Below are 26,915 nucleotides of genomic sequence, written 5' to 3'. Positions count from 1 at the left end.
TTTTTGTTTATAAACTTGCAAGTACGAAAACGTTCGTATATGTTTACTACGAAATCATTCGTAGATAGAAATGAAGCCAACGGAATCCGAACTGGAAATTCTGCATGTCCTCTGGGCCAATGGCCCGAGCACGGTGCGGCAAGTGCATGAAAAACTAAGCCAAAGCCGCGATATCGGGTACACAACAGCGTTGAAGTTGATGCAGATTATGCATGAAAAGGGTTTTTTGTCGCGCGAAGAAGATGCCCGCTCGCACACTTATACTGCTATTGTCAGTGAAGAAGATACGCAGCGAAGCCTGGTTGATCGCTTTGTGGAAACGGCCTTTCGGGGGTCGGCGTCGAAATTAGTCATGCAGGTACTGGGTCAGCATAAAGCATCGCGACAGGAGCTGGATGAAATAAAAAGATTACTGAATGATCTTGACCGCGATTCATAGGCCTCTAATCCGTCTTCTGCCTACGAAAGCCTTGCCACCCTATATGCCTTAAGAAACCATAGGTCGATTTTCTAAACCAACAGACAACTTGTTTATGAACTCGTTCAACTCTCTATCAAGTCCGATTACCGATGCCCTTGGCTGGACATTGCTCCACGCGGTTTGGCAAGGGTTTGCGCTGGCAGTATCCGCAGCAATAGCGTTGCATCTGCTACGGAATCGGTCGAGCGCCCTACGCTACCGGATCGGTACGCTTACGCTGCTTAGTCAGCTACTGATCTCGGCCGCTACGTTTGTCTGGTACTATACATCGTCAGCCACGACCAATTTATCAACGTCTATGATGACGGCGGTTCAGCCATTGCCCGTTCGCTGGCAGGCCGTTGCTCAAACGTTGCCCTGGCACCAGCAACTTCAACTGTTTCTGGAAAATCACCTGGGTCAGTTTGTACTTATATATCTGATTGGTGTAGCCCTCTTCGGACTGCGACTGGCAGGCGGCTGGTTGTACCTGAAACGACTCACCAAAACGGCTATTCAGCCTGCTACATCCATATGCCTGCAACTCACCAACCAGATTCGATCGACGCTGGCCATCAAAAACATGGTTCAGGTACGAGAGTCTGCACGCATTGCCGTGCCCATGGTCGTCGGTATTCTGAAACCTGTGCTGCTCCTGCCAATCGGGCTTGTCACCAATCTTACATCGCGCGAAATTGAAGCGGTTCTAGCCCATGAATTGGCGCATGTCAAACGCCATGATTATGCCGTTAACCTGCTTCAATCGGTGATAGAGGTGCTTTACTTCTTCCATCCGGCTTTGTGGTGGCTATCGGCGCGGGTGCGGGAAGAACGCGAACATTGCTGTGACGACCTGGCAATACATGTCTGCGGTGGCGACGGACGGCTTCTGGCACGAGCCCTGGCCCACGTCGAAGAATTCCGACTAGCGCCGACAGTGACGACCCCGGCATTGGCCATGGCGCTGGCAACCAACCGACAACAATTACTGCATCGGGTTCAACGGATGCTGGGTGTTCCTACCCGTCCGTTTGTCTCTAACGGCAGCCTGGCCGGCTTAACGCTGGCAACGATTCTATTGATGAGCGTGTCCGTTTACGCAGTGCAAAAACAGACACAACCCAAGCCTACGAAAAGACAGTCGCTTGCAACAGGTCGGCACAAGGCGGGAAACGGTACAGAACTGAGTGTTACCGATAACAGAAAGATTAATTCGATCATCTGGAAAGGCAAAAAGTTGCCTGCCAGCCGCATTGCCCAGCTTCAAAAGCAATTCGATCAGGTTATGTCGGGTCAGCTTTCGCTCGATGCCGTAAAGCAACCTGACCGGGATATTCTGTTAAATATCATTGAGACGACGGCAACAGATGCCACTAAACCAGACGACCTAGAAGCCTATGCGGAAGGATTGGCGCATCTTGATTACAGGGGCATTGTCGCATCGGCCCTGAAAAATGTTCCGCTTAGCCCGGACGGAACGGTGGAAGGCTTGGCCAACGTAAATTATGGAGATATTATTAAGGATGCCCTTGCGTCCTTATCTGACCCGGCTGTAGGCTCCCTCCCCGACTCACTCGATAAACGAGCCTTAGATGACAACGATAGCCTTCCGGAACAGTTGAAAAATAAGTTTTTGAACCTACAGTTTAAATACAAGCAATTCCATAATCAATTAAGGGATTATGAAAAAGCCCAGGAAGCGTATAGTGCCCAAATGAGTGAACCTCTAAAGAATTATCAGCGCTTAGAAATGGAGCGCGCGAGATCTCAGGAACAGACAGCCTACTTGCGTAAACAGGCCGCCAGAGCTGACCTCCGCCCTCTAAGCGATGCTATTTTGACGAATATTTCGTCTATCGAAGCGAAGTTGTCGGAACTCAGCCGACGCATTGACGATCTAACTGACAAGCAGATCCAGCCGTACTCAGACAGTATGTCTAAAGTTTTTAAGGGGTTAAACAGGGTAACCGATTCGCTCCGGATAAACGAAGGAGAGCTAATGCGGCTACTACCACAACTTCCAGAAAAGGCTGAGTCGCCAATAAATGTACCCAGCGTACCAACACCACCTTCCTCGCCACGAGGAAGAGTTGCCGCACCAGCCCCGCCAATTCCACCCGGAGTAAAAGTTCGCACAATACGTTTTCCAAAGCCAGCTTCTGCTCCATCCGCTCCCGCAGTGGCCCCAACCCCTGCCGCCCCGGCTCCAGCCACTCGTGCACGTGGTTGGCATGGCCGAACCCTTACCCCCAAACCCGCTCTAGCGCCAACTCAGGAGCAATTCTAGTGCCCCAACTAAAAACAATCCGGCAGGAAGCTGTTAGCCCCTGCCGGATTGTTTGGTCTATACGGAAGTTGTGGAAATAAAGTCTACTCAATTTCAATCACCACGTCGCGGCCAACGGGATGCGCCACACAGGTGAGTACGTAGCCCGCTTTCAGTTCTGATTCCGAGAGGCCATCTTCTTCGTCCAGTTTAACTTTTCCCGAAATACATTTGCCCAAGCAGGCGGTACACATGCCCGCCTGGCACGAATAGGGCAAATCGATATCCAGATCCAAAGCGGCTTCCAGAATCGTTTGATGGGGTGCTACGGCAAATTTGTATTCACTCCCCTCATACAGTACCGTTACCTCGGGCGAACCGCTCTCGGCCGCCGTTAGGGGCTCCTCGACTACTTCGCCAGCCGTAACAGGGGCCGTCGCGTAACTTTCTTTATGGACACGCTCGGTCGGCACGCCCACCAGCGACAGAGCCGAACGAGCCTCCGCCATCATTCCATCGGGACCGCACAGGTAAACGCTCGCATCTTGCAAATCAGCTTTTGGTAGCTGATCGAATAAGCGGGTAAGCGTGTGTTGATTCAACCGCCCTTCGACGCCTGTCCAGCTAGCCGATGGCTGACTCAACACATGCGTTACCTGGAAGCGCGACTTGCCATAGGCTTGTTCCATCGCATCCAGATGTGCTTTGTAAATGATCGACTCCTGGTTACGGTTTCCGTAAATAAGCCAGATACGGCTGTTTGGCTCTACATGCAGGGCCGATTTTGCCATCGAAAACAGGGGTGTGATACCACTACCTGCTCCAATCAACACAATAGTTCGTCGGCTTTGCGGGTCGAGCTTTGGGACAAACGTACCCATCGGCTCCAGCGTTTCGAGAATATCACCCGGTTTTATGCGGTCAAGGAGATAATTGGACGCTAACCCGCCCGGCACCCGCTTCACCGATACCGATAAAGATACATCGACATGGGGCGATGAGGCCATAGAGTATGACCGACGCACTTTTTGACCGTTAATGTTGAGCAGAAATGTCAGGAATTGCCCCGGCTGGTAACGAATTTCCTCATTGATCGGGTGCCAAAAACTTATGGTTACAGCGTCGTCCGTTTCCCGGTTAACGTCTTTTACTTTCAAAAAATACCGATTTGCCATTACTATTCAGGTTGTCTTTCACTACCGGGCGAACGGGTTAAGCAGCAATGCACTATGGGCAGATTGTGTCCGCCTGAGCAGCTCCGTTTTCGTTGTTCCCCGTATTATTTCATTGAATTCTTTTATACAAATGTACAAGTGAACACCGTTAACTTACCCATTTTTATGAAAATCAACTAACTCATCAGCAGGGGCTTTAATGACACGACCCATCGTTAAACCAGTTTGTTTCAACGCCTGCTGTAATGAATCGGAAAAATAATAGGCTATCGACCCGACAAAGTGAACCGGCCATTGGCTCGCTTCCGGAAAGCGCTTGACGTAAGTCGTCAGAAATAAGACAAACGCGTCGGTAACTAACCTGGCAATGTGCGGGTGAGTTAAATGGGTAAGCAAAAAGGGCGTAAACGAAGCAAAATAGCGATTCGGAAATGGCTTCTGATAGGCATTTTCCAATAACGATGGGCGGTCAAGGGCGTACTGCTTCTGAAAGGCTTCATGCAGTTCAGCCGGAAGCCGTTCCTGAAAAAAATCCCGAATCAGTGTTTTACCCAGATATCCTCCACTCCCTTCGTCGCCCAGCCAGAAGCCCAGCGATTGAATTCCACGAGTGATTTTAGTCCCATCATAACAGCAGGCATTGGCGCCTGTGCCAAGAATACAAACAATACCCGACTGATGACCCATGGCGGCTCTGGCGGCTCCCAGCATATCGCTGTTTACTTCCACAAGTTGCAGCCCCGGCAACACCAATTGCAGGGCATCGGCTATGATGTAATTGACCGATGGGCCCGTGCAGCCAGTTCCATAGTAAAACACCTTTGTTACGCTGGTCTGCCTCATATTCGGCAGCAATTGCGCCTGCAGCGTAGCCGCTATTTGTTGCGCATCTTGATAATATGGATTGAAGCCATCCGTTTGACTAGCAAGGGATTGACCCGTGCTGCTATCGACAAGTCGCCAGTCGGTTTTTGTCGATCCACTATCAGCAATTAAAAACATGGAATATTGTGCGAATTACGATTCCGGATAGCTACTCAAGCCTGGAAACGGGATTTCCAATAAAACTAAACTAATTGCCCAATGGCGGAAAACCGGGCGAAAACTCCAGCGGTATGGGGAGCCTCGCTGAGTTCATCGGTCAGGTCCTGACCAGCCCAATGCTCATAATGTTTACCATTTCGCCAGAGCCGGGAGGCCGACAGGTCATAAATAATACCCTCATAAGCACACCAGATTTCGTCACGATCCTGTCCATTCCGCAGAGCCAATTGGGAACGGGTATAGGCAGGCAGTGACGTGTTTTGTAAGAGCATGGTAGTCAATCAATCAAATAAGGATAATTATTAAGTATGACCTTTGTTAGTAACGACAAAATTAGCGTAACTTTAGCCACTTCTGTTCCTACTGCATTTGTTTAACCATGAGAAAGACTCATTATATCTCTTTTCTTTCGCTTTTAGTTTTATTAGGTGCCCTGATGGGCTGTAGCGGCAGCAAGCCCGCTCCCGTTTCCGAACGTATCGCCAAAATCTGGACAGCCAGCAAAGTAGACGAAGACAAGATAACGGTATACACAAGAGGTGGCGCTACCAATGTTCGTAACTACACTGCATTTAAATTGGATTTGAGTCAGGCACCCGTTGTAAAATACACAGAGTTTGATGGCAATACATTCGTTGGAAAATACTCTCTTCCATCCGATACACGCCTTGTACTGACTGACCTGAACCCCGCACCAACCAGCGACAATAACAGCAACACCATTGAGTTTACCATTAACTCAATTGATGATAACAATCTAAGTTTATCACGCACAACGAAAAGCCTGAAAACCGGTGGCACGCTAAATGATTATACATTGACGAATCCGTAAGGCCTCTGCAAACCAATTCTTCCCAAAAGCCGTTCCGTATGTCAAATCGGAGCGGCTTTTGGTGTTTAGCACACCTGACCTCACGAACCAGACAGTTAGAACTGTTCGGTACATTAACCAACACAAATAAGAATGACTGATCTTAATAAAATCGGCGAAATTGGCCTGATCGAGCGTATCCGGCAGGCAACAACGACGCCAACCCATACGGAAACGATACGGGGTATTGGCGATGATGCCGCTGTGTTCGATTGGGGCAATGACTATGGTTTACTCTCTACCGATATGCTGGTAGAAGGTATCCATTTTGATCTGACATACGTTCCGTTGAAACACTTAGGCTACAAAGCCGTCACGTATGGCGTGTCGGATATTGCGGCCATGAATGGGTTACCCATTCAGCTAACCGTCAGCATTGCCCTGAGCAGTCGGTTTCCGGTAGAGGCCATTGATGAGTTGTATGACGGCATCCGGGCGGCCTGCGAAGCGTACAACGTCGACCTGGTTGGTGGCGATACAACAGCATCGCGGTCAGGTCTGATTATTTCGGTATCGGTGGTGGGCAAGGTCGCCAAAGAGTTGATTACCTATCGCAACACCGCCCAGGCAAACGATGTTGTGTGCGTCACCGGCGATTTGGGGGCGGCCTATCTGGGTCTGCAACTGCTGGAACGGGAGAAACAGGTTTATCTGGCCGACCCCAATATGCAGCCTAACCTGTCTGAAGAACGGGCTTATCTGGTTCAGCGGCAACTCCGCCCCGACGCCCGTACCGACATGGTTCACGAACTCCGTGACCTCGGCATACGCCCGACAGCAATGATCGACATTTCGGACGGCCTGGCTTCTGAGCTACTTCATATTTGCCACCAGTCCGGTACTGGAGCGGTGATCTTTGACGAAAATATACCTATCGATGATCAGACGCATTTGGCCGCTGACGAGTTTAAGATCAGCCCCATTACAGCGGCTTTAAACGGAGGTGAAGATTATGAACTCTTGTTTACTGTTCGTCCGCAGGAGTTCGAAAAGTTGGCCACCAATGCCCGCATTACCGCCATTGGCTATTTGACCGACAACCCATCACAGATCGTATTGGCCACCAAAGCCGGGCAGCAGACGCCGATCCGGGCGCAGGGCTGGAATACAGATTAAGTTAATACGCTGACTCAAAGAAAGATGCAGAAACGGGTACAATTCGATTTCGAGATTCATTTTACGAACGGCGGCAGCCTAAGCGGTCAGGACTTCCGGCTGGATATTGACGGCGAGGACATTTCGGATCAGGCATTGGTCGACTATCTCATTCGTGACCTACGGCTGTTGATGGTTGGCCAAACCCGTATTTTTAACAAAGAGGTCATTACTGAAGCCCATAAACGCAAGTCGGCCGCTTTATCCGGCCAGCGCAATCGGCTGGTTGACCTGAGTCATACCATTGAAGAAGGCCTTGTTACCTACAAAGGGTTGCCCGCTCCCATTATCTGCGATTACCTGAGCCGGGAAAACTCCCGTCACCTTTACGAAGCGGGAACCGAGTTTCAGATTGGCAAAATCGAGATGGTAACCAATACAGGCACTTATCTGGATTGTCCTTTTCATCGGTACGAACACGGGAAGGATTTGTCCGAAATTAGCCTCGCAGCCTTCACCGATCTGGAAGGAACGGTCATTCAGGTATTGCATACCGACACGCTGGCGATCACGGCGGAGCATTTGCAACAGCATGAAATCAGAGACCGGGCGGTTTTGATCTATACCGGCTGGTCTGACTTCTGGAACACAGAAGCCTATTACGAACATCACCCCTTTCTGACCGCCGATGCTGCCCTGTATCTGCGGGATTGTGGTGCCAAGCTGGTTGGCATCGATTCGCACAACATCGATGATACAACGGGTAAAAGCCGCCCGGTGCACACCACACTGTTAGGGGCTGAAATACTGATTGTTGAACACCTGTGTAACCTGGCCCTATTGCCCACGACGGGATTTACGTTTAGTGCTACGCCACCTAAATTCAAAGGGGTTGGCACATTTCCGGTGCGGGCACTGGCCAAGGTGTATTGACAAGCCGTGCATCAACATTGCTCCAAATACAATACGCCTATTTAACGTACTTATAGATCATCTCGGACACGGTAGCCATCGTAGCCGTCGTTTCCTTGTCATCTTTGATATCTTTCGACAAAAGCACCAGAACGTACTTTCGGCCGTCGGGCAACAGAACGATGCCGGAATCGTGCCGAATGCCCACAATAGCGCCCGTTTTATGAGCTACTTTTACGTCTTTAGGTAGCTTTCCCGGAATGGCATCGTTAAACTTCTGATCGAGCAAGGTCGTAATCATGGCGTTCGATGCTTCCGGATTTACCGCTTTTCCCGTGGCAATTTTCTCAAAAATCACCATCAGATCGTAAGCCGTCACGGTGTTGTTAAGCCCCTGCGCAAACGCTTTGTTATCTTCTACTCCGCGCCGGACCTGAATGTCTTTGGCTCCCAGATCGCGCATGGTTTGCGTGACGTTCTGCGCCCCGACACGCTCGATAATGAGGTTGGTAGCCAGGTTACTGCTCACGATGATCATGTCATACACCAGAGATGCTAGTGTGCGTTTCGTGCCCGTTTCTTTGTAAATAGCGGTGTCGCTGTCTTCAGTAGCGTGCAGACTATAGGTGCTCCCATCGACAATGCTTTTAAATTCGGTCTTGATCGTCATCGAGTCCGACAACGCCAGCTTGTGCTGAGCAGCCTGTTTGTAGACTTCAATCATGACGGGCGTTTTCATCGTACTGGCAGCGTGAAACACGTCCCGCTCCCGAATCAGCAATTCTTTTCCGCTAGCTAAATCCTTGAAGGCGACCGCGAAAACGCCGGGCTTTTTACTCAACTCCCGTTCTACCTGTTCACGTAACTGAGGGATTGTAAGCCGGGACTGAGCCGAGGCCGATAGCCAACCAGCCGACAAACACAACAAAACCACACGGAGAAAGCCAGCTTTACCTTGCGCGAAACCCATACCTATAAAAGAGTCGTTTGATGATCGTAAGATCAAAAATGCAGTCAAATCCGCAGCTTTCCTCACTTAACCCGCACGAATTTCGAATAACAGGGTTGTGTCTGATTGCAATTGGTCAGCAGCATGAGCATATCCTGCTGCACGAGCATCCTTTGCCGAAAGGCAATTGTCGCCCGGTTGGTATTAATGAAGTAATTAATAAAAAGACTATCCGGATATGTCGCATCAACCCGATAATACTTGGTCGAGGTATAGTAAGTCATTTCAGTACCGCTGGGCATTAGTTGGCCATCGGTACCGAACGTAAGGGTTTGAGCCGGTGTAGGCGGGTACTGTTTTGTGGTATAAAACGAGGTGTCCCGTTTAACAAAGACAGTATCTTTCTCCGTTATAAGCGAGTCCTTTTTGATAACCTGACCTCCCACCGTGACCAAAACGCTATCGCGACGGGAAACGAGGACTTCGGTAAGAACCGAGTTTGTTGAGTCTTTCAGAAAATAGCGCTCCACAAGCCGCCAGGTACCCGTAACGCGGGAATCGCCCGGCCCAGGTGAGAAACTGGTCGTGGTGTCTTTACATTCGATAAGAAGGCTGGCCAGTAACAGGGCCAGGCTAAGGTAAACTGTTTTTTTCACGAGGTAGATAGACGTTCGTGAAGCTAACGAACAGAGGGCTTTCGCCATTGCTTTGTGTAGCTCCGCTTATTCAACTGGTCTGGTCTTTCATAATGACTCCGGCCACACAACCTGGCTAGCAGATTGGGTAGCCGGAGCCATAAAGTCGAATTGACCCGTGAAATCTATACAAACTCTATGCCTCTTTCTTTCGCATCGGCCACAAAGCTCTTCACCTTCTGCTCTTCTTCTTTCCGGCAGATCATCAGTACGTTATCATACTCGGCCACGATGTAGCCATCCAGGCCATTGACTACTACTAATCGATCTTTTGGCGTTTTGATGATACAATTTTTGGTGTCGTATAACATGATGTGCCCATCAATCACATTGAGGTCGTCGTTTTTGTCGGATACCTCATAGAGCGACTTCCAGGTACCGAGATCCGACCAGCCAAAATCACTCAACACGACATAAACATTGTCGGCTTTTTCCATCACCCCGTTATCGATGGAGATGCTTCCCGTAAGCGAGTAGGCTTTATCGACAAACGCGTTTTCACGCTCGGTATAATAGACATCATTACCCTCGGCAAAAATCTCGGCGATTTCCGGCAGGTATTTTTCAAATGACTTGATAATCGACTTTGCATTCCAGACAAAAATACCGGCGTTCCAGACGAATTCACCACTTTCCACAAACTGTTGCGCCAGTTCAAGGTGAGGCTTTTCTGTAAAGGTTTTCACGCGCCGGGGAGCCTGGCTTTTGGTGTTATTTCCCGATTCAGCAATGTACTGAATATAGCCATATCCGGTATCGGGGCGGCTCGGTTGAATACCCAGCGTCACTAAAATATCCTGATCTTTGGTCGCGTCAAGAGCCGACTGAATGGTCCGCTTGAATTCCTCTTCTTTCAGGATAATATGGTCAGCGGGAGCCACAACAATGTTTGCTTCCGGATCACGCTGAGCAATTTTGTAACAAGCGTAGGCAATACAGGGGGCTGTGTTGCGCGCAATAGGCTCGCATAACACCTGATCGTCGGAAAGCTGCGGAAGCTGCTTCTGGCACAGGTCTTTGTAAAGCGAACTGGTAACGATATAGATATTTTCGGGAGGGCAAACGCCATCGAAGCGATCAGCGGTTTGTTGCAACAGGGTTCGTCCTGTGCCGAGTACATCGTGGAATTGCTTAGGGTAACTCGTGCGGCTGAAAGGCCAGAAGCGCGTTCCGACGCCCCCCGCCATGATTACAACGTAGGTATGATTCATGGATGCTAGACTAATTTATGGCAAAAATGCCATTATAAAGTTAATTTACGAAGTGTCAGTTTCAATACACAGTCAAAAGTATCCATAAAGTTTACGAATATCAGTTACCGTATAAACAAAAAACTGTACAACGAACACACCTTATAAAACCTAATAGTCGCCCCCAATTGTTCGAAGAAGAACGACAGCATATTGAACTTCCTGACTACGGAGCTGTACTAACTGCTGTTCCGTGGTTAAAATAGTTCGTTGGGCATCGAGTACTTCCAGGTAGGTAGCTAGTCCACGGACATACAATTCACGGTTATATTGCTCCGTTCGACGAGCCAGCGCCAGTGTTTGCGTCTGTAAATCAAGCTGCTGCCGCAACAGCGTCAGGTTATCCAAGGCAGTTTCTGCATCCCGCTGAGCCAGTTGAAGAGCCTGTAAATAAATTTGCTGATTGGTTTGCGTCTGTTGCTTAGCCAAAGCGATGTTTTGGCGGGCCCGATGCCCTTCGTAAATCGGCACCGACGCATTGACGCCCACGATGTAGGTAGCCGCGCTGGGCGTAAGCCACGTACCAATTTTGCCCGATAAAATACCACCGGAACCAATGAGCGTAACCCGCGGCTGCGTACTGGCTTGCTGAAGAATTACCTGAGCCGCAGCAACCTGATTCTGCCGGATGTATTGGACGAGGTCAGGTCGGCGCTGGAGCTGATCGGCGGTAACGCTGGCGTAGGGATAGGTCGGCACTGTGGACGGCAACGCCCCCGATGGAACTGAAAACGCCGTAGGGTCCTGTCCACAAAGTTGTGCTAATCCGTTTACGAGTTCGACACGAGCGCGTTCCAGCCCTTTGAGCGTAACCTGCAAACCGGCATAATCGGTTTCGGCCCGCTGCACGTCGATCTGATTGATCAAGCCAACCCGGAAGCGTTCCCGAAGAATGGATAGCGTTGTATCGCGCGATTGAATATTCCGACGAAAAACTGCCTGTTCAGCATCATTGCCCCGAATGAGCATGTACGTCCGGGCAATATCCGATGCCAGCGAAAGTCGGAACGAAAGGTAATCGGCATCACTGGCCTGAGCCTGTAAATTAGCGACGGTTATGCCACCCCGAATACGTTTGAACAGATCCAGTTCATAACTGGCATCAATCGGTAATAGCTGAAACGTATTCAATTGAAACCGCGGCAGCAAATCCGACTGATTGGCGACAGAGAGCGGTCGGCGTTCCGACAAGCTCTGGGTCGTAACTAAAGCCGAGCTGCGCAGGGAGGGCGACAAAAACGACTGCGCTACCCGCAGTCGAATTCTGGATTCTTCCAGTCGGCTCAGGGCAGCCCGAATGTTAGGGCTATTATCCAGCCCCAACTGAATCAACGATTCAAGCATGGGATCGCCGAACCGTCGAAAGCCACTTACAGTCAAGGCTGGGCTTATATCGATTGCCGCTACAGTAGCTCCCGGTATGGCATTACCACCCGAACTAGGGGCCTGCGGCTGCACCGTACCGGGCGCATTGGCAGGACCAGCACCAGGTTGAACCGTAACAGAACCGCCGGGCGCATTCAGGGGAGCCGTTTGTGCATTGACATGAACGACAAACAGACTAAAAATAAAAACGCTACTAAGACATTTGATCATCGCTGAGCTATTGTTTTGCCGGCTACGGCCTTACGAAATCTTACTTTTTGCCCATCGCGCAACCGGTCGTTGGGGTTGGTGACAACGAGTTCCCGGCCCGTCAGACCGCTTACGGCTTCCAGGGTTGTGCCATAGTCACGGCCCAGCGTAATCGGAACGAAGTGAACATGCTGACCCGCATCAACAACGACAACACGTGGCCCTTCGGCGGTTATCTGTAAAGCATTGGCTGGAATCAGAACGGGTGCCTGCGCGCTGATCATATCAAATTTAACCAAGCTATAAAGGCCCGAAGGTAACCCTTGTTTGGGATTGGGAATAACTACTTCGGCCAATAATGTTCGGGAATCATTGCGCAACGCCCCTGATGTATGCCTAACTGTCCCCTTAAAGGCCTGATTTTTCAATTCAGGAATAACCACCGTAGCCGGCATACCAATTTTCATGTGCTGGTAATACGTTTGCGGTACATCGACAAAGACACGCAGCGAGCCTACTTCAGATAAAGTAAACAGCGGCTGCCCGGTGCCCGGCGATACAATGGTTCCGTTTTCTGCGGTACGGCTGGTAATGATTCCACTGAAGGGCGCCCGTATTTGCTGTAAATTTTTCAGCGCTTCCAGCCGACCCAGATTGGCCTGCGCCACGGTCAAGGCCGACTTACGGGTATCAATATCCTGCCGGGCAATGGCACCGGGTAGTTGAACGCTCTGTAAGCGATCCAGATTGACTTGTGCTAACTGCTGGTCGGCTTTAGCGCGGGCAATGTCCTGGTCGAGTTCGGGCGCATCGATCGTAGCCAGCAGTTGCCCCTGTTTCACCTTCCCGCCAATATCGACATACCAGCGACGCAGAAAGCCCTGTGTCCGGGCATAAAGCGGAGTTTGTCGAAAGGGCTGAATCTGGCCCGGCAACGTTAAACCGGTTGTATCCGACGAATGCTTTAACGGAACGGCGTTCACAATAGGATCACGATTCTTTTCTTCCGAGACAGCGGCCTTCAACTCCTGCGTGTTGCGAATGCGCGGCATTACGCCGAAAAAGACAAATACCGCCACAAGCAGTAGTAAAGGAATGAGGATACGGAGTGCTTTCATAGGTATGATTGGCCGTCTAATGGTTCTATCTGCACAACGGCGTCTTTATTGAGTGGCCCGTACAAATGGGGAAATGATTGCTGGTTGGTAGCCAGTTCATAACGCAGACTACTGGTTAGTTTATCGGTGTCAACGTGCAGAAGCAACAAGTCCGGCACGCCTTGGTAATAACGGCTTACTGTTCCGGCCACCTGCTCTTTTGTCGACAGATGAATAAATCCTTCCGTTGCCAGGCTGGCGGCTTCGTAACGGGACTGGCTTTCCTGCTTTGCCCAGTCGGTGGCCGAAACGATATGATAGATCAGACTCATTAGATAACAGTTGATGGTTGGTTATCTTCTTTAGGCTTCCGGGCCAGATAGCTAAAGACGACGGGAACAAACAAGAGGGTCGTAAACGTAGCGAGGAGCAGACCACCAATAACGGCGCGGCCCAACGGCGCATTCTGCTCTCCTCCTTCGCCCAAACCCAGCGACATGGGTAACATACCGATGATCATGGCAATGGCCGTCATTAAAATTGGCCGTAGCCGCGTCCGGCCCGCTTCAAGAGCTGCTTCGTAGGCATCACCACCGACTTCGGGTAAATGATCTTTGGCAAAACTGACTAACAAAATGCTGTTTGCGGTAGCCACCCCGACGCTCATAATAGCGCCCATCAGCGAAGGAATGCTAAAGGTTGTTCCCGTTAGAAACAGCATCCAGACCATGCCACATAAGGCACCGGGTAAAGCGGTGATGATAATGAACGGATAACGGAACGACTGAAAGTTTACCACCATGAGCAAATACACCAGCAAAGCCGCGAAAACAATACCCAGACCCAATCGACTAAAGGCACTCTCCATACTTTCCACCTGGCCGCGAATCGAGACGACATTGCCGGGTTTCAGTTGTGTCTTGTATTCAGCCGTAATCTCTTCTAGTGCCTTGGCTACAGAGCCCAGATCCGTTTTCTCGACCGATGCATACACATCGTAAGTCGGTTGGGTATTGACCCGGTTTATGATCACCGGCGCTGTAGTACGCTTCATGGTCATCACGTTGCTGAGCAGTTGCGGGGTAGCCCGGTCGGTCTGTCCCGCAGCAATGGGCGTCTGAAGCAGCTTATCGTATGAGTCCAGTTTATACGGGGGCGTTTGCACCGCAATGATGTACGGAAAGCCACTAACCGGATCGGGCCAGAAGTTGGGACGGGTTTGACCGGTTCCACTCAGGGAGATATTCAGGTTGGTGGCTACGCGCTGCTCCGTCAGGCCAAATTGCCCGGCGCGTTCCCGATCGACATCCAGAAACAGTTCGGGTGCATCCAGTACCTGGTGTAGATGCACATCGACAGCGCCTGGCACCTGGGCAATTTTGGCTTCCATCTCACGGGCCACCTTTAGGTTATTCGCCCGGTCAAACCCCGACACCTGCACATCGATGGCAGCCGTCAGACCGAAGTTCAGGATCTGGCTAACGATATCGGCGGGAAGAAAGAAATACGTAACATCGGGCATCTCTTCGCGCAACCGGGTCCGCAGTTCCCGTACGTAGTCGTTGGTTGGATGCGACCGCTCTTCACCAAGTGAGATCAACAACTCCGCATCGGCGGAACTAGCGGAGGAGTTATCGGAAAACATAAAATTGTAGCGTTCCGAGGTCAGGCCGATGTTACTGATAACCGAGCTTATTTCTTCTTCCGGAATTACTTCGCGCACAATCTCCGTGGTTTGGGCAGCTATCTGCTCCGACGATTCAAGCCTTGTTCCGGCTGGTGCCCGCAGGTGCAACCGAATCTGTCCCCCATCGACCTGCGGAAAGAAATCGCGCCCGACAAAGGGCAGCAATACACCCGTGAAAACAATCACGACCAGAAACGTCCCCAACACCACCCGGCGATTATTCAGTACCCACTCCAGCGCCCGTATATAGCGGGTTTGAAAGCGGTCGAAACCCGCATTGAACCGGTTATAGAATCGAGCAAAAGCATTCGGTCGTTTTGTCGTTGCCTCGTGCCCATGTTGCGACTCGCCTTTTAACATCAGATCAGCCAGCGCCGGAACCAGTGTCCGCGAGAGAACGTAAGACGCCAACATGGCGAACACCACCGCTTCGGCGAGTGGGCCAAACAGGAACCGCGCCGGTCCCTCCAGAAACAGTACCGATGTAAAGACGATACAGATCGTGAGCGTTGACACCAGTGTTGGGGTCGCAATTTGTTGAGCTCCCTCCAGAATAGCCTGCCGCAAGGGCATCCCCAGCTCCTCATTCCGGTGAATGTTCTCGATAGTCACCGTGGCGTCATCGACCAGAATACCAATGGCGAGGGCCAACCCACCCAACGTCTGAATATTGAGCGTTTCCCCCATTAAATAAAGTACGATCAGCGAGGACAAAATCGACAGGGGAATAGAAATAGCCACAATCAGTGTGCTGCGCCAGCTTCCCAGAAACAGCAGAATCAGGCCCGCCGTGAGCAGGGCGGCAATCATTCCCTCCACCAATACGCCTTCGATGGACGCCCGCACAAAAACGGACTGGTCGAACAACGCTTCGATACGGAGATTCGATGGAGCAGCAGCGCGTACGGTTGGTAAAATCTGGTTCTTGATTTTGTCGACGATTTCGGTGGTCGATGCATTCCCTGTTTTCACGATCCGCATCAGCACGCCCTTGCTACCGTCCTGCTTAACGATGTTAGCCTGTACGGCGGCTCCATCGTGCACGTTGGCGACATCGCGCATGTGTACGGTCGTACCGCCAATTGTTTTAATCGGAATATCGTTGAGCGTTGTAATCACATCGGGCTTGGAATTCAGCCGGACATTGTATTCGCGCTCAGCCAGGCGTAGCGAGCCACCGGGCAGCGTCAGGTTCTGAGCAGCTACGGCATTCGTCACCTCTTCGGGGGTAACGTTGTAAGCCAGCAGTTGTTCGGGCTCCAGATCGACTGCAATCTGCCGGGTTTTCCCCCCGAAAGCCTGCGAGAGACGACTCCCCGGTACGGTCGAAATCTGCGGCCGTACCCGCGTTTGAGCATAGTCGGTAATTTGCGCTTCGGTCAGGCTATCGGACGACAGGCCGAGTTGCAGCACGGGCACGTCTGTCGCATTGTACCGGACAATGAGTGGTGGCTGCGTGCCGGGCGGCATCCGAAGCAGAATCGTCTGCGAAATAGCGGTTACCTGAGCCAGCGCTTCTTCTATTTTGACCGATGGCTGAAAGAAAATCTTTAGAACAGCCGTGCCATTGTATGTCTGGGATTCGAGCCGCTGAATATCGCTAACGTTGTTAATCAGGGAGGTTTCGGAGAAATTCGTAATCATTTTCTCCATTTCATTCGTAGACAGACCGCTGTATCCCCAGATCACGGAAACAACCGGGATGTTAATTCGGGGAAAGATATCGGTTGGCATTTGGGTGACCGCCAACCCGCCCATAATCATGATTAGCAGCGCCATTACGGCGATGGTATATTTCTTTTCAAGTGCAAGGCGGACAATCCACATGATGAATCGGGTAAGTGATTAGTAGCTACAGCGTTAAGCATCGGGGCTACTTACGCAACGGGTCAAAATTAGGGATAGGCCAGGCAGCGCAACAGGTACGTTTTGTAGATTCACTGGTAAAAAGTGCAGATACAAAAACCTAGGATATAAAAATTACCAGCTATCCTTATCCTATGCGGCTAATGCATACTGTTGTTCCCGATAGGCACGAGGAGTTAAACCCGTTATGCTCTTAAAGAATTTGGTGAAATTCGAGGGGTCATCGAAGTGAAGCCGATAGCCTATTTCGGCTACGGTGAGGTTTGTATTTCGAATTAAATTTTGAGCCTCGAACGCTGTTCGTTCCCGGATGTGCTGTAGCGCCGTTTTGCCCGTGTACTTCTTCAATATATCGCTGAGGTAATGCGGGTGAATGTGCAGCCGGTTAGCCGCTTCATGCACAGTCAGCAGTACCGTAGACTCCTGATTGGGGTCGGGCAGGTAGTACATTTGCAACAGGCTCTGAAACCGTTCGACCAGCGATACCGGTTGCGAATACTCGATGGCCGAGAGCGTCTGGCGGTAAATCTGGCGACTTTTGATCAGCGACGCCTGGAGTAAATGGTAAATCAAATCCAGTCGATCAGGTTTGGAACGCGTCGGGTGGCTGGACTCAGCAGCAATGAGTTCAAACTGACGCGCTAATTCGCTGGCCTCATCTGACTTGATGTGAATTAAAGGTTGAGCCCCCTTGCGGTAAAAAGGATACTCCTGCATGGGATCCGAGAGCATAGACCGCTTGGTCACGAATTCAGCCGTAAACATCAACACATGGCCTTGCCATTGATCTTCCTTGTGAATTGAGCGAACCGTCCAGGGACGCAGGAAATAGAGCGTACCTGGCCGAACGCGGTACGGCACACCATCCAGATGAATTGTACCGGTTCCCTCCGTTACCAGAGCCGCTACGTAGGTACTGCTCCGAAAAGGCGGAATTAGTTCACCCGGTCCGCCAAACTGTCCAAACGGAAAAATACCAAAGCAGCGGTTTGTGGAGTCAATCGATTTGACGGCCTTCAAAAAATCCGGCAAATTGTCGTAGTACGGAATCGATTGAGTTTCCACGCTGGCAAAAGACATAGGCTAGACAAACGCATTTATTGACGCAAACCCAGTCGAGCGTATTACTTTCTAAAAATGGCAACTACCTCGACGCTGGTCTTATAAAGACAGGAAGCCAGCATTCATGCTCTGCCGCAACCCGTTTAACAACAGGCAATTTAGTTGTATTATTCCAAAAAACTGAACCAAATAATTGAATAATTCGAAGAATAAATTACCCTTGTCCGCAGAAGTCCAGAATGTATTAGAAAAGTTCAAGGATGGGCTTCAGCAACAGACTGGCGTCTGTCGTTTATCGATACGACGTTGGTAAGTTCGCCTAACCCACTTAAGCGACTCGTACGCTCTTCCCCTTATCGTGGCGCCGATACGCCAGCGGGCTTTTCCTCTACTTTATACTTAGGCCGACTAAAATCGCCACACAAACCCTTAAATACAGCCGGGGCAAATTTATCGAGGCTTATCAAGATTATTATGCAAAGACTAAGTCCCACGAATGGGCTAGCCCAGTAAATAAATCCACCCGTCACCATTGATTTGGCGAAGATTCGGTAAAAAATAAGGTTGATGACAGGGTGACACAGATAGAGCGGTAAGGAGTAGCGCCTTCCATAATAGCTAATCAGAAAATCCGGAGAGATTGATAGCCGTAGTGATAACAGAAAAATTCCGACCGCAAGTGGTAAGGTTCCTGCCAGAAAAGTCACCCTGACGGCGTCGGTCATGATGCCAGAGAAGAACCAAACTTCAATCAATTGAGCACCAATGCCAATAATAATTAACAGGTAAGCAGCCAGTTGGGATACCCAATAGCCCGCAACGACAAAGAAGAAGGGAACGACCCATCGCCCCGATAAGCCTAACAGATCAAGAGATGCTATGACATAAAAAAACTAAGCAAGCTCCCAGAAATCGAAAGACATCTATACTTCCGTTGCGCTGATTCATGATTAATATAGCTGGCGAATAAGTGTGGTTTAATGAACAACCTCTATGGTTATTAAGCTGATATTCCAGATTACATCGACGCTGGATTTACCAGACGAATAATCTTATCCTATATAGATTGGCTTCTTATATCTGTAGGGATACGGCCATCAGGAAAAATAGTATGAACTGTAAATTGAAGAGGTATCTGTATGGTAATGCCTCTAAATCAATATAATTAGCTAACAATTTAATAAATCCTAGTATATACATAACTAAATATCTACATAATTAATTTTTCGGTAATTACGAGTGTACTTATTTGGCCGTAAATCTTCTTAATCCAATAATTATTTAGGTACTAAAAGCTTTTAGTACATTTATAGCAACACACCCGAATAGTAAGGTTGAAGCATAAATCATCGTAATTTTGTGTCAAACAAAACTGATTTCAGTTATGCCAAAGGCACAAATGAATACCGACAAGGGTACAATGCTTATTGAGTTCTTTGAGAAGGATGCTCCTAAAGCGGTCGATAACTTTATTACGTTAGCCAAAAAAGGCTTTTACGACGGGATTAAATTTCACCGGGTTATTCCAAACTTCATGATTCAGGGGGGCGACCCAACGGGTACCGGCGCAGGCGGACCAGGGTACACCATCGATTGTGAACTTACGGGCGAAAACCAGTACCACGACCGGGGCGTTCTTTCGATGGCTCACCGGGGACGTAATACGGGCGGTTCACAGTTTTTCATCTGCCATAACCGCCAGAATACTGCCCACCTCGACCGCAACCATACGGTTTTTGGTAAAGTAGTTGACGGTTTGGACGTTATCGACCAAATCCAACAGGGCGATAAAATCAACAGCATTACAGTGCTGGAAGATTAAAATACCAGTACGTTACAAGAAATAAACTGGCCAAGCCAACGGGACTAGAGCAATCACCCGTTGGCTTGGCCAGTTCGCTTCCTGATCTTTTCAACTATACACAGGCGCCTTCTTCGAAATAAGTCCCGAAATGGCTAGTCCAACCGCGGCAATCGCTCCGGCCCCGGCAATTAGCTGGACTTGACTATAGCCGGTCTGCTCGGCCGCAATTGCCACATAAGCCCAGGTAAAAACCAGGATGTAGGCTACACTCCGGTATCGATTGAAAACGATTGCTCCCACCACCAGCCCAACAATGAGCAGCGCCATGGCCCACGCTTGTTCGCTGAGGCCCATTAGGCTGAAGCCGGTCGACTTTAAATACACCGTTACGTTCAGAATGGTAGCCACGGTAAGCCAGCCGAAGTAGACAGAAAAGGGAATGCGGGCCAGCCATGTTTCGGCCGGGGAGGCCGGTGATTCGGGTAACGTCGCATCCGGATCAGCGTCAACCAAGGGCGTCGTGGTTCCCCGTGTGCCCCGCCGAACGAGCAACTGTTGTTCAATGATCACCAGCGAGAACAGCATCAGCAGAATAACCAGTAAGGCAACTCCGATGCGTTCGTTATTAAACAGTGGACTCCAGGCTGCATTACCGAAGGCGTTGATAACTACCCACCAGCCAATTGCGCGAAACCGTGGATTTTCCCGTTGGGAATCCAGCCCCTGGTAGATGGCAAAGGCCAGCAAGCCCAGAAAAATGACTCCCCAGATGGAAAAGGCATAACCTGCTGGCGTAATCAACGTATGGTATTTATCAGAAACCACCTTGTTTGTCTGTCCGCCAAAGGCGCCCGTATTGGAGAGATAGTTCATCACAATAAGCGTGATGATACTAAACATGACAAAAAATTGACGTAGTTTATCGGATTTCATATAGCAAAAGGCTTGGTTACCAGTGATAACCAAGCCTTTCAAGGTAGTGTTTCCCGAAATGGAAGCGCTACAATTCCAGGATTTTGATTTCTGTTCGACGGTTGCGCTGGTGCTCCTCTTCGGTTTTGGCATTTTTAACGACCAGTCGCGTTTCGCCGTATCCTTTTGCCACCAGTCGATCAGCCGAAATGCCCTGCGACACAATGTAGTCTACCGCGGCTTTTGCCCGATTCTGCGACAACTTCATGTTATAGGCATCAGGCGCCCGGACGTCCGTATGTGAGCTAAGTTCAAGTTTGAGCGTCGGGTTATCTTTTAAAATCACGACGATTTTGTCAAGTTCCGGTGCAGCGTCCGATCGGATGTTATATTTATCCAGATCGTAATAAATGTTTTCAAGAACAAACGTCTTGTTCAGCAGCGACCGGTCGAGCAGAAGGTCTACGTTGAATGTTGTATCAGTCTGTGGCTTGGTCAGGAAGACGGCCGGTATGCTTTTGCCCTGCATCGTAAATGGCTCCCGGCGGGTCAGAAAGCCTTTCCGTTCGGCCAGAATCGTATAATCTTTCCCTTCCGTCAATGGATACTTTCCAAATGTTCCGGGCTGACCTGTGGTGACTTCAGCAATGGGCTGGCCTGTTGCATCGTCCAGAATCCGGACACGTGCCGAATCAAGCGGGGCTGCGGGCGTCTCATTGGCAAAAACGGTTCCGGCAATAAAATAGCGCACCACTTTTGGCGCATTGGCCGGTGGTGGCGTCTGGACGATAATCGTTGTTGTATCGGTTGGCGGCCCTTCCTGGAAAAAGTAAATATCGTCGTCACCTTTACCTCCACTCCGGTTCGAAGCCATGTAGCCTTTGGTGGATTCGGTATAAATCAAGCCAAAGTCATCGGCGGGTGAATTAATGGGCTGTCCCATATTCTCGACCCGCGTAACACCGCCTGAACGCGTAGCCACGAACACATCCAGTTTACCCAAACCCGGATGCCCATCGGAAGCGAAGTACAATTTGGCGTTGGCACCAACATACGGAAACATCTCATCACCGGGGGTATTGATATCGCGACCCATGTTAACGGGGCGACTGAAGCGGCCGGATGCATCGATGCTGGTGCGGTACAGGTCGATACCACCGGCACCACCCGCCCGGTTTGAGGCAAAGTAAAGCGTTTTTCCATCGGCCGAAAATGCAGGCGAACCATCCCAGGCCAGCGAATCGCTAATGGGCAAACGCAATGGCTGGCTCCAGGTATTGTTGTCTCCCAGACGGCTAATGTACAAATCGACATCGAGGCCACCTTTCCGCTTACCGTTGTTACCCCGCGCCAGTACCATGGTCTTCCCATCTTTCGAGAAAGCCGGTGTCCCTTCATTTACATCGCCCTGAAAAATGTTCGTACTAAACAACTCGGGACTACCCGATGCACCACCCGGATTTCCGGTTTCGTCGGGCTTCTGGTTTAGCTTCGTCTTATACAGACCCAGCATGGGCTGACCGTTGTTCTTATACGTTGTCTCTTTGCGAGAGGCCGTGAACACTAAATCTTCTCCCCGAACCACAGGAGCGAATTCAGCACCCGGCGAGTTCAAATTACCCATGTTCCGCAGGGTAATTAGTGATTTGTTCTGAGCAATGGCATCAATAGCTTTCAGGGTTTCTACTTCGCGTTTGGCTTTGTCGAGCGTAGGCTTTGCGGTTGTTTTGGGAGCATTGGCAACGTACTGCTGCAACTGCTCCAGCGCGCCGGCATAATTCCCCTGTGATTTCAGGGCGTACGCGTAATTGAAACGAGCATCGGGCTCTTTGGTACCGGCCTCGATGGCCTTCTGATAAAATGGAACGGCTTCGCCAAATCGGTTCGATAAGCGATAGGATTCGGCGGTGTAATAGTTCAGGCGGGCGGGGTCAATAGTACCTTTTGCTGCCTTCTGGAACTGAGTCAGTGCTAGATTGTATTCGCCAGCATCATAATGACGGACACCTTTCTTATACGCCTGCATGGCCGAATTGCAGCCCGTTAGTCCGCTGGCCAGACCTAACACTACGAGCAGTACAGATAACGTATTGGTTTTCATAAGGCTAAAAAAGCAAATCGCTGATTCTCGCCCAAGATAATGCAAATTCGGGCGGGTCTTACTTTTAACGATTACAATTGGTTTTTATTGAGGATTGTTTGCTAGTAAAAACGGGTGGAAAGCTGTGCTTTGTACACATCCGTTTTGATGATTACAAAGCACAGCTTTCCACCCGCCTTAGGTAAACAATTTTCTTACGCCTGCTGGGCTACACCAGCCTCTTCGGCCACTTCCGTTGCATATTCCTCAACGGGTACACAAGCACAAACGAGGTTCCGGTCACCATAGGCCGAGTCAATGCGGCTGACACTTGGCCAGAACTTACGGGCCCGCACCTGCGGCAATGGATAAACCGCTTTCTCACGGCTATACGAACGAGTCCAGTTGTCGCTAAGGGCAACCGTAGCGGTGTGTGGCGCATGTTTCAGCACATTGTCGGCCCGGTCTGCTTCACCTGCTTCAATTTCGCGAATTTCGTTCCGGATAGCGATCATGGCCTCGCAGAAGCGATCGAGTTCGGCTTTCGATTCGGACTCGGTTGGCTCGATCATCAGCGTACCAGCCACAGGGAACGAGACCGTTGGCGCATGGAAGCCATAATCCATCAACCGTTTGGCAATGTCTTCGACTTCAACACCGGACGTTGCCTTGAACGGACGGCAGTCGAGGATCATTTCGTGGGCACAACGACCATTGGTGCCCGTATACAACGTATCGTAATGACCCTCCAGACGAGCTTTGATGTAGTTGGCGTTCAGAATGGCCCGTTTCGTTGCATTTGTTAGTCCCTCGCCACCCATCATCGAGATGTAGGCATACGAAATTGTGAGGATACTGGCCGATCCATACGGCGCTGCCGAAACAGCATGAATAGCCTGATCGCCCCCAATGTGTACCACGGCATGGCCGGGCAGAAACGCCACCAGCTGCGGTGCCACCCCGATTGGTCCCATGCCTGGCCCCCCACCGCCATGCGGAATGCAGAATGTTTTATGGAGGTTCAGGTGGCAAACATCGGCACCAATCGTAGCCGGTGACGTCAGGCCAACCTGCGCGTTCATGTTCGCACCATCCATATATACCTGCCCACCATGCTCGTGAATGATGGCACAGATTTCCTTAATGCTCTCTTCGAACACACCGTGTGTCGATGGATACGTTACCATCAAACACGAGAGGTCATTGCTGTATTGTTCAGCTTTCGCTTTCAGATCGGCCACGTCGATGTTTCCGCGCTCATCGCATTTGACGATAACGACTTTCATGCCGGCCATAACAGCACTGGCGGGGTTGGTTCCGTGCGCCGACTGTGGAATGAGCGAAATAGTGCGGTGGAAGTCACCCCGGCTTTCATGGTAGGCCCGAATAACCATCAACCCGGCGTATTCGCCCTGAGCACCCGAGTTCGGTTGAAGCGACATGGCCGCAAACCCCGTTATCTCGCAAAGCCAGGCGTTCAGGTCGGCAAACATTTGCTGGTACCCCGTCGTCTGGTCTTTTGGGGCAAATGGGTGTAGTTTGCCAAGTTCAGGCCAGGTAACCGGAATCATTTCAGCCGTCGCGTTCAATTTCATGGTGCAGCTCCCAAGCGAAATCATGGAGTGAACCAGCGACAAGTCCTTTTCTTCAAGTGACTTCAGATACCGGAGCATTTCGTGCTCCGTATGGTGTGTATTGAATACCGGATGGGTCAGGTAGTCCGATTGCCGGATAAGCTGATCAGGCCACGTAATTTCCAGCGTTTCCAGAATAGCGTCCATATCGGCTTTGATACCGAATACAGTCAGCAGTTCGGTTACGTCGTGCAGCGATTTGGCTTCATCGAATGAAACGCCTACGTGCTCTTCATCGGCAAAATACCGAAGGTTGATCTGCGCAGCCTTAGCCGATTTCTTCAGCGATTCGGTATCCGATACTTTTACCGTAACGGTATCGAAGTAGTTTTCGGTGTTCACCTCATAGCCATTCCAGCGCAACGCCGTTGCGAATATTTTGGTGAGCGCATGCACTTGCTCAGCAATGGCACGAAGCCGTTGTGGACCATGATAGACCGCGTAGCTTCCGGCCATAACGGCCAGCAGTACCTGAGCGGTGCAAATATTTGACGTTGCTTTTTCGCGACGAATGTGCTGCTCGCGCGTCTGAAGGGCCATCCGCAGCGCCGGTTTGCCTTCCGCATCCTGCGAGACACCAATAATTCGCCCCGGAATCTGCCGTTTAAATGCATCGCGGGTGGCGAAGAAAGCCGCGTGCGGTCCGCCGTAGCCCATGGGTACGCCAAACCGTTGCGACGAACCCACCACCACATCGGCACCCATTTCACCGGGCGAAGTCAATAAGGTTAGCGCCAGTAAGTCGGCAGCAACGGCAACTGTGATGCCCAGTTCGTGAGCGGCTGCAGTCAAATCCGTGTAGTCGAATACTTCACCATCCGAGGCCGGATATTGAAGCAGCATACCGAAGATCTGCCCACTGGTCAGGTCAACCGTACGGTGGTCACCCGTCAGGATGGTAACGCCAATAGGCGTAGCCCGCGTCAGCAGTACATCGATGGTTTGCGGGTGGCAGCGATCCGAAACGAAAAACGTCGTTGCCGATTTTTTTTGCGCCGGACGCATGGCAAAAAGCATGTGCATGGCTTCGGCAGCCGCCGTCGCTTCGTCGAGCAGGGATGCATTGGCAAGATCCATACCTGTCAGGTCCGATACCACCGTCTGGAAATTGAGCAGTGCTTCGAGCCGACCCTGGGCGATCTCAGCCTGATAAGGCGTATACGCCGTGTACCAGGCTGGATTCTCGAGAATATTACGAAGAATGACGTTTGGCGTCAGGGTATCGTAATACCCCGTACCAATGTATGATTTAAAGATTTTGTTCTGCCCGGCCACCTTCTTAAAATCCGTCAGGAAGGCTGTTTCTGACTTTGGCGCGGGTAAATTCAACGGCTCGGCCAGTCGGATGGCGTCGGGTACTGTTTGGCTAATCAACGCATCGATTGATTCCACGCCAACTGTCTGGAGTATCTCGGCCAGGGCCGCGTCGGTTTGACCGTGATGTCGGTCTTCAAATAGGTCTGTCTGTTGAAGCTTTAGTTTCATGCCGGGATCGCCCACCTTTTCGTTTGAATGGAAACTCAAATTTACGTCAAAACGTGCAATTTGCTGACCCGTTGCTGCAAACTTACAGGCGGTGTCCTTTTGTTTTTGATTACTTTTTGAACTATTTACCGACTTGAGTTATCTGGGTGTACAGTCTCGCACGATATTTGTCAGACGGCTTTACACTTGGTTTCAGTCATAGCCATTCTGACCCTCTCCTCATGAAAGTTGTCATTCTTGCCGGGGGCTTAGGCACTCGCCTGAGCGAAGAAACCGTTATTAAGCCCAAACCGATGGTTGAAATTGGTGGTATGCCTATTCTATGGCATATCATGAAGATTTATTCGAGCCATGGTTTTAATGAGTTTGTCGTTTGCCTTGGCTACAAAGGCTATCTTATTAAAGAATATTTTGCCAACTACTTTTTACACCAATCCGATGTGACAATCGACCTGGGGAGGAATCACATGAATATCCACGATTCATATGCTGAGCCGTGGAAAATTACACTTGTTGATACCGGGAAAGACAGTATGACAGGCGGACGCATCAAGCGAATTCGACATCACATTGGTGATGAACCGTTTATGTTGACTTACGGCGACGGCGTTGGCAATATAAATATTACTAAACTGGTTTCTTTCCATAAAGCACATGGTAAACGATGTACATTAACAGCGGTGCAGCCATCAGCGCGATTTGGCGCCTTGGATGTCAGTAGTACCGGAAACGTGAAGTCATTTCTGGAAAAACCCAAAGGTGACGGTGCCTGGATTAATGGTGGCTTTTTCGTTTGTCAGCCCGAAGTCTTCGATTACATTGGTGGCGATAATACTATTTGGGAACGGTACCCAATGGAAACATTGGCCGCACAAGATGAACTAATGGCTTTTCAGCACGACGGCTTCTGGAAACCCATGGATACATTACGGGATAAACTCGAACTTGAAACAGCCTGGAGTGCCGGTACTGCCGAATGGAAAACCTGGTAAGTAC

The 26,915-nt window shown here is 50.3% G+C and carries 21 protein-coding genes; 7 read left to right on the top strand and 14 right to left on the bottom strand.

Annotated elements, in window-relative coordinates; all coding sequences use genetic code 11:
- Nucleotides 1-70 precede the first annotated feature (70 nt).
- Nucleotides 71-439 carry a BlaI/MecI/CopY family transcriptional regulator gene (locus ACYU8Y_RS09325; RefSeq protein ID WP_460936465.1) on the top strand — a complete coding sequence of 123 codons (369 nt, stop codon included), beginning with the start codon at nt 71-73 and terminating at the stop codon, nt 437-439.
- A gap of 94 nt (nt 440-533) precedes the next feature.
- Complete coding sequence (locus ACYU8Y_RS09320) at nt 534-2,747, top strand: M56 family metallopeptidase (protein ID WP_460936463.1); 2,214 nt, start codon at nt 534-536, stop codon at nt 2,745-2,747.
- Between the two features lie 83 nt (nt 2,748-2,830).
- Here the strand turns inward: ACYU8Y_RS09320 and ACYU8Y_RS09315 are convergent, their stop codons facing one another.
- From ACYU8Y_RS09315 to ACYU8Y_RS09305, 3 genes are all read right to left on the bottom strand, one after another.
- Nucleotides 2,831-3,901 (bottom strand): 2Fe-2S iron-sulfur cluster-binding protein, encoded by a 1,071-nt coding sequence (locus tag ACYU8Y_RS09315; protein ID WP_460936461.1) that lies wholly within the window; start codon nt 3,899-3,901, stop codon nt 2,831-2,833.
- Between the two features lie 153 nt (nt 3,902-4,054).
- On the bottom strand, nt 4,055-4,903 hold the full coding sequence (locus ACYU8Y_RS09310; protein WP_460936459.1) for an N-acetylglucosamine kinase: 849 nt from the start codon (nt 4,901-4,903) through the stop codon (nt 4,055-4,057).
- A gap of 65 nt (nt 4,904-4,968) precedes the next feature.
- Nucleotides 4,969-5,217, bottom strand: coding sequence for a cytochrome b5 domain-containing protein (locus ACYU8Y_RS09305; RefSeq protein WP_460936457.1), 249 nt, complete (start codon nt 5,215-5,217; stop codon nt 4,969-4,971).
- 107 nt (nt 5,218-5,324) lie between these two features.
- Between ACYU8Y_RS09305 and ACYU8Y_RS09300 the strand changes: the two genes are divergently transcribed.
- From ACYU8Y_RS09300 to ACYU8Y_RS09290, 3 genes are all read left to right on the top strand, one after another.
- Nucleotides 5,325-5,777, top strand: coding sequence for a hypothetical protein (locus ACYU8Y_RS09300; protein ID WP_460936455.1), 453 nt, complete (start codon nt 5,325-5,327; stop codon nt 5,775-5,777).
- Nucleotides 5,778-5,909: 132 nt separating this feature from the next.
- On the top strand, nt 5,910-6,932 hold the full coding sequence (gene thiL, locus ACYU8Y_RS09295; RefSeq protein ID WP_460936453.1) for a thiamine-phosphate kinase: 1,023 nt from the start codon (nt 5,910-5,912) through the stop codon (nt 6,930-6,932).
- 24 nt (nt 6,933-6,956) lie between these two features.
- Nucleotides 6,957-7,844, top strand: a complete 888-nt coding sequence (locus tag ACYU8Y_RS09290) for a cyclase family protein (RefSeq protein WP_460936451.1) — start codon at nt 6,957-6,959, stop codon at nt 7,842-7,844.
- A gap of 37 nt (nt 7,845-7,881) precedes the next feature.
- On the opposite strand, the gene ACYU8Y_RS09285 is transcribed toward ACYU8Y_RS09290, so the two are convergent.
- From ACYU8Y_RS09285 to ACYU8Y_RS09250, 8 genes are all read right to left on the bottom strand, one after another.
- Nucleotides 7,882-8,793: a serine hydrolase gene (locus tag ACYU8Y_RS09285; protein ID WP_460936449.1), complete on the bottom strand. Its 912-nt coding sequence runs from the start codon at nt 8,791-8,793 to the stop codon at nt 7,882-7,884.
- 62 nt (nt 8,794-8,855) lie between these two features.
- Entirely contained in the window at nt 8,856-9,428 is a 573-nt protein-coding gene (locus ACYU8Y_RS09280) for a hypothetical protein (RefSeq protein WP_460936447.1), read from the bottom strand.
- 164 nt (nt 9,429-9,592) lie between these two features.
- Nucleotides 9,593-10,678, bottom strand: coding sequence for a mannose-1-phosphate guanylyltransferase (locus ACYU8Y_RS09275; protein ID WP_460936445.1), 1,086 nt, complete (start codon nt 10,676-10,678; stop codon nt 9,593-9,595).
- A gap of 150 nt (nt 10,679-10,828) precedes the next feature.
- Nucleotides 10,829-12,313, bottom strand: a complete 1,485-nt coding sequence (locus ACYU8Y_RS09270) for an efflux transporter outer membrane subunit (protein ID WP_460936443.1) — start codon at nt 12,311-12,313, stop codon at nt 10,829-10,831.
- Nucleotides 12,310-13,410: an efflux RND transporter periplasmic adaptor subunit gene (locus tag ACYU8Y_RS09265; RefSeq protein ID WP_460936442.1), complete on the bottom strand. Its 1,101-nt coding sequence runs from the start codon at nt 13,408-13,410 to the stop codon at nt 12,310-12,312. Before ACYU8Y_RS09265 ends, ACYU8Y_RS09270 begins: the two co-directional genes overlap by 4 nt.
- Nucleotides 13,407-13,721 (bottom strand): DUF952 domain-containing protein, encoded by a 315-nt coding sequence (locus tag ACYU8Y_RS09260; RefSeq protein WP_460936440.1) that lies wholly within the window; start codon nt 13,719-13,721, stop codon nt 13,407-13,409. Before ACYU8Y_RS09260 ends, ACYU8Y_RS09265 begins: the two co-directional genes overlap by 4 nt.
- On the bottom strand, nt 13,721-16,903 hold the full coding sequence (locus ACYU8Y_RS09255) for an efflux RND transporter permease subunit (protein ID WP_460936438.1): 3,183 nt from the start codon (nt 16,901-16,903) through the stop codon (nt 13,721-13,723). Before ACYU8Y_RS09255 ends, ACYU8Y_RS09260 begins: the two co-directional genes overlap by 1 nt.
- Before the next feature lie 171 nt (nt 16,904-17,074).
- Nucleotides 17,075-18,007, bottom strand: coding sequence for a helix-turn-helix domain-containing protein (locus tag ACYU8Y_RS09250; RefSeq protein WP_460936436.1), 933 nt, complete (start codon nt 18,005-18,007; stop codon nt 17,075-17,077).
- A 1,381-nt stretch (nt 18,008-19,388) separates the two neighbouring features.
- On the opposite strand from ACYU8Y_RS09250, the gene ACYU8Y_RS09245 reads away from it, so the two are divergent.
- Nucleotides 19,389-19,826, top strand: coding sequence for a peptidylprolyl isomerase (locus tag ACYU8Y_RS09245; RefSeq protein ID WP_460936434.1), 438 nt, complete (start codon nt 19,389-19,391; stop codon nt 19,824-19,826).
- Between the two features lie 90 nt (nt 19,827-19,916).
- Here the strand turns inward: ACYU8Y_RS09245 and ACYU8Y_RS09240 are convergent, their stop codons facing one another.
- From ACYU8Y_RS09240 to gcvP, 3 genes are all read right to left on the bottom strand, one after another.
- Nucleotides 19,917-20,708 carry a TspO/MBR family protein gene (locus tag ACYU8Y_RS09240; protein ID WP_460936432.1) on the bottom strand — a complete coding sequence of 264 codons (792 nt, stop codon included), beginning with the start codon at nt 20,706-20,708 and terminating at the stop codon, nt 19,917-19,919.
- Nucleotides 20,709-20,808: 100 nt separating this feature from the next.
- Nucleotides 20,809-22,821 (bottom strand): OmpA family protein, encoded by a 2,013-nt coding sequence (locus ACYU8Y_RS09235; RefSeq protein WP_460936431.1) that lies wholly within the window; start codon nt 22,819-22,821, stop codon nt 20,809-20,811.
- 194 nt (nt 22,822-23,015) lie between these two features.
- Nucleotides 23,016-25,919, bottom strand: coding sequence for an aminomethyl-transferring glycine dehydrogenase (gcvP, locus tag ACYU8Y_RS09230; RefSeq protein ID WP_460939005.1), 2,904 nt, complete (start codon nt 25,917-25,919; stop codon nt 23,016-23,018).
- Nucleotides 25,920-26,140: 221 nt separating this feature from the next.
- Between gcvP and rfbF the strand changes: the two genes are divergently transcribed.
- Nucleotides 26,141-26,911 carry a glucose-1-phosphate cytidylyltransferase gene (gene rfbF / locus ACYU8Y_RS09225; protein ID WP_460936429.1) on the top strand — a complete coding sequence of 257 codons (771 nt, stop codon included), beginning with the start codon at nt 26,141-26,143 and terminating at the stop codon, nt 26,909-26,911.
- Nucleotides 26,912-26,915 lie beyond the last annotated feature (4 nt).

Source organism: Spirosoma humi, assembly GCF_054776575.1.
Note: the sequence above shows the minus strand (reverse complement) of the source record. Positions and strands in the feature narration are given on the sequence as shown.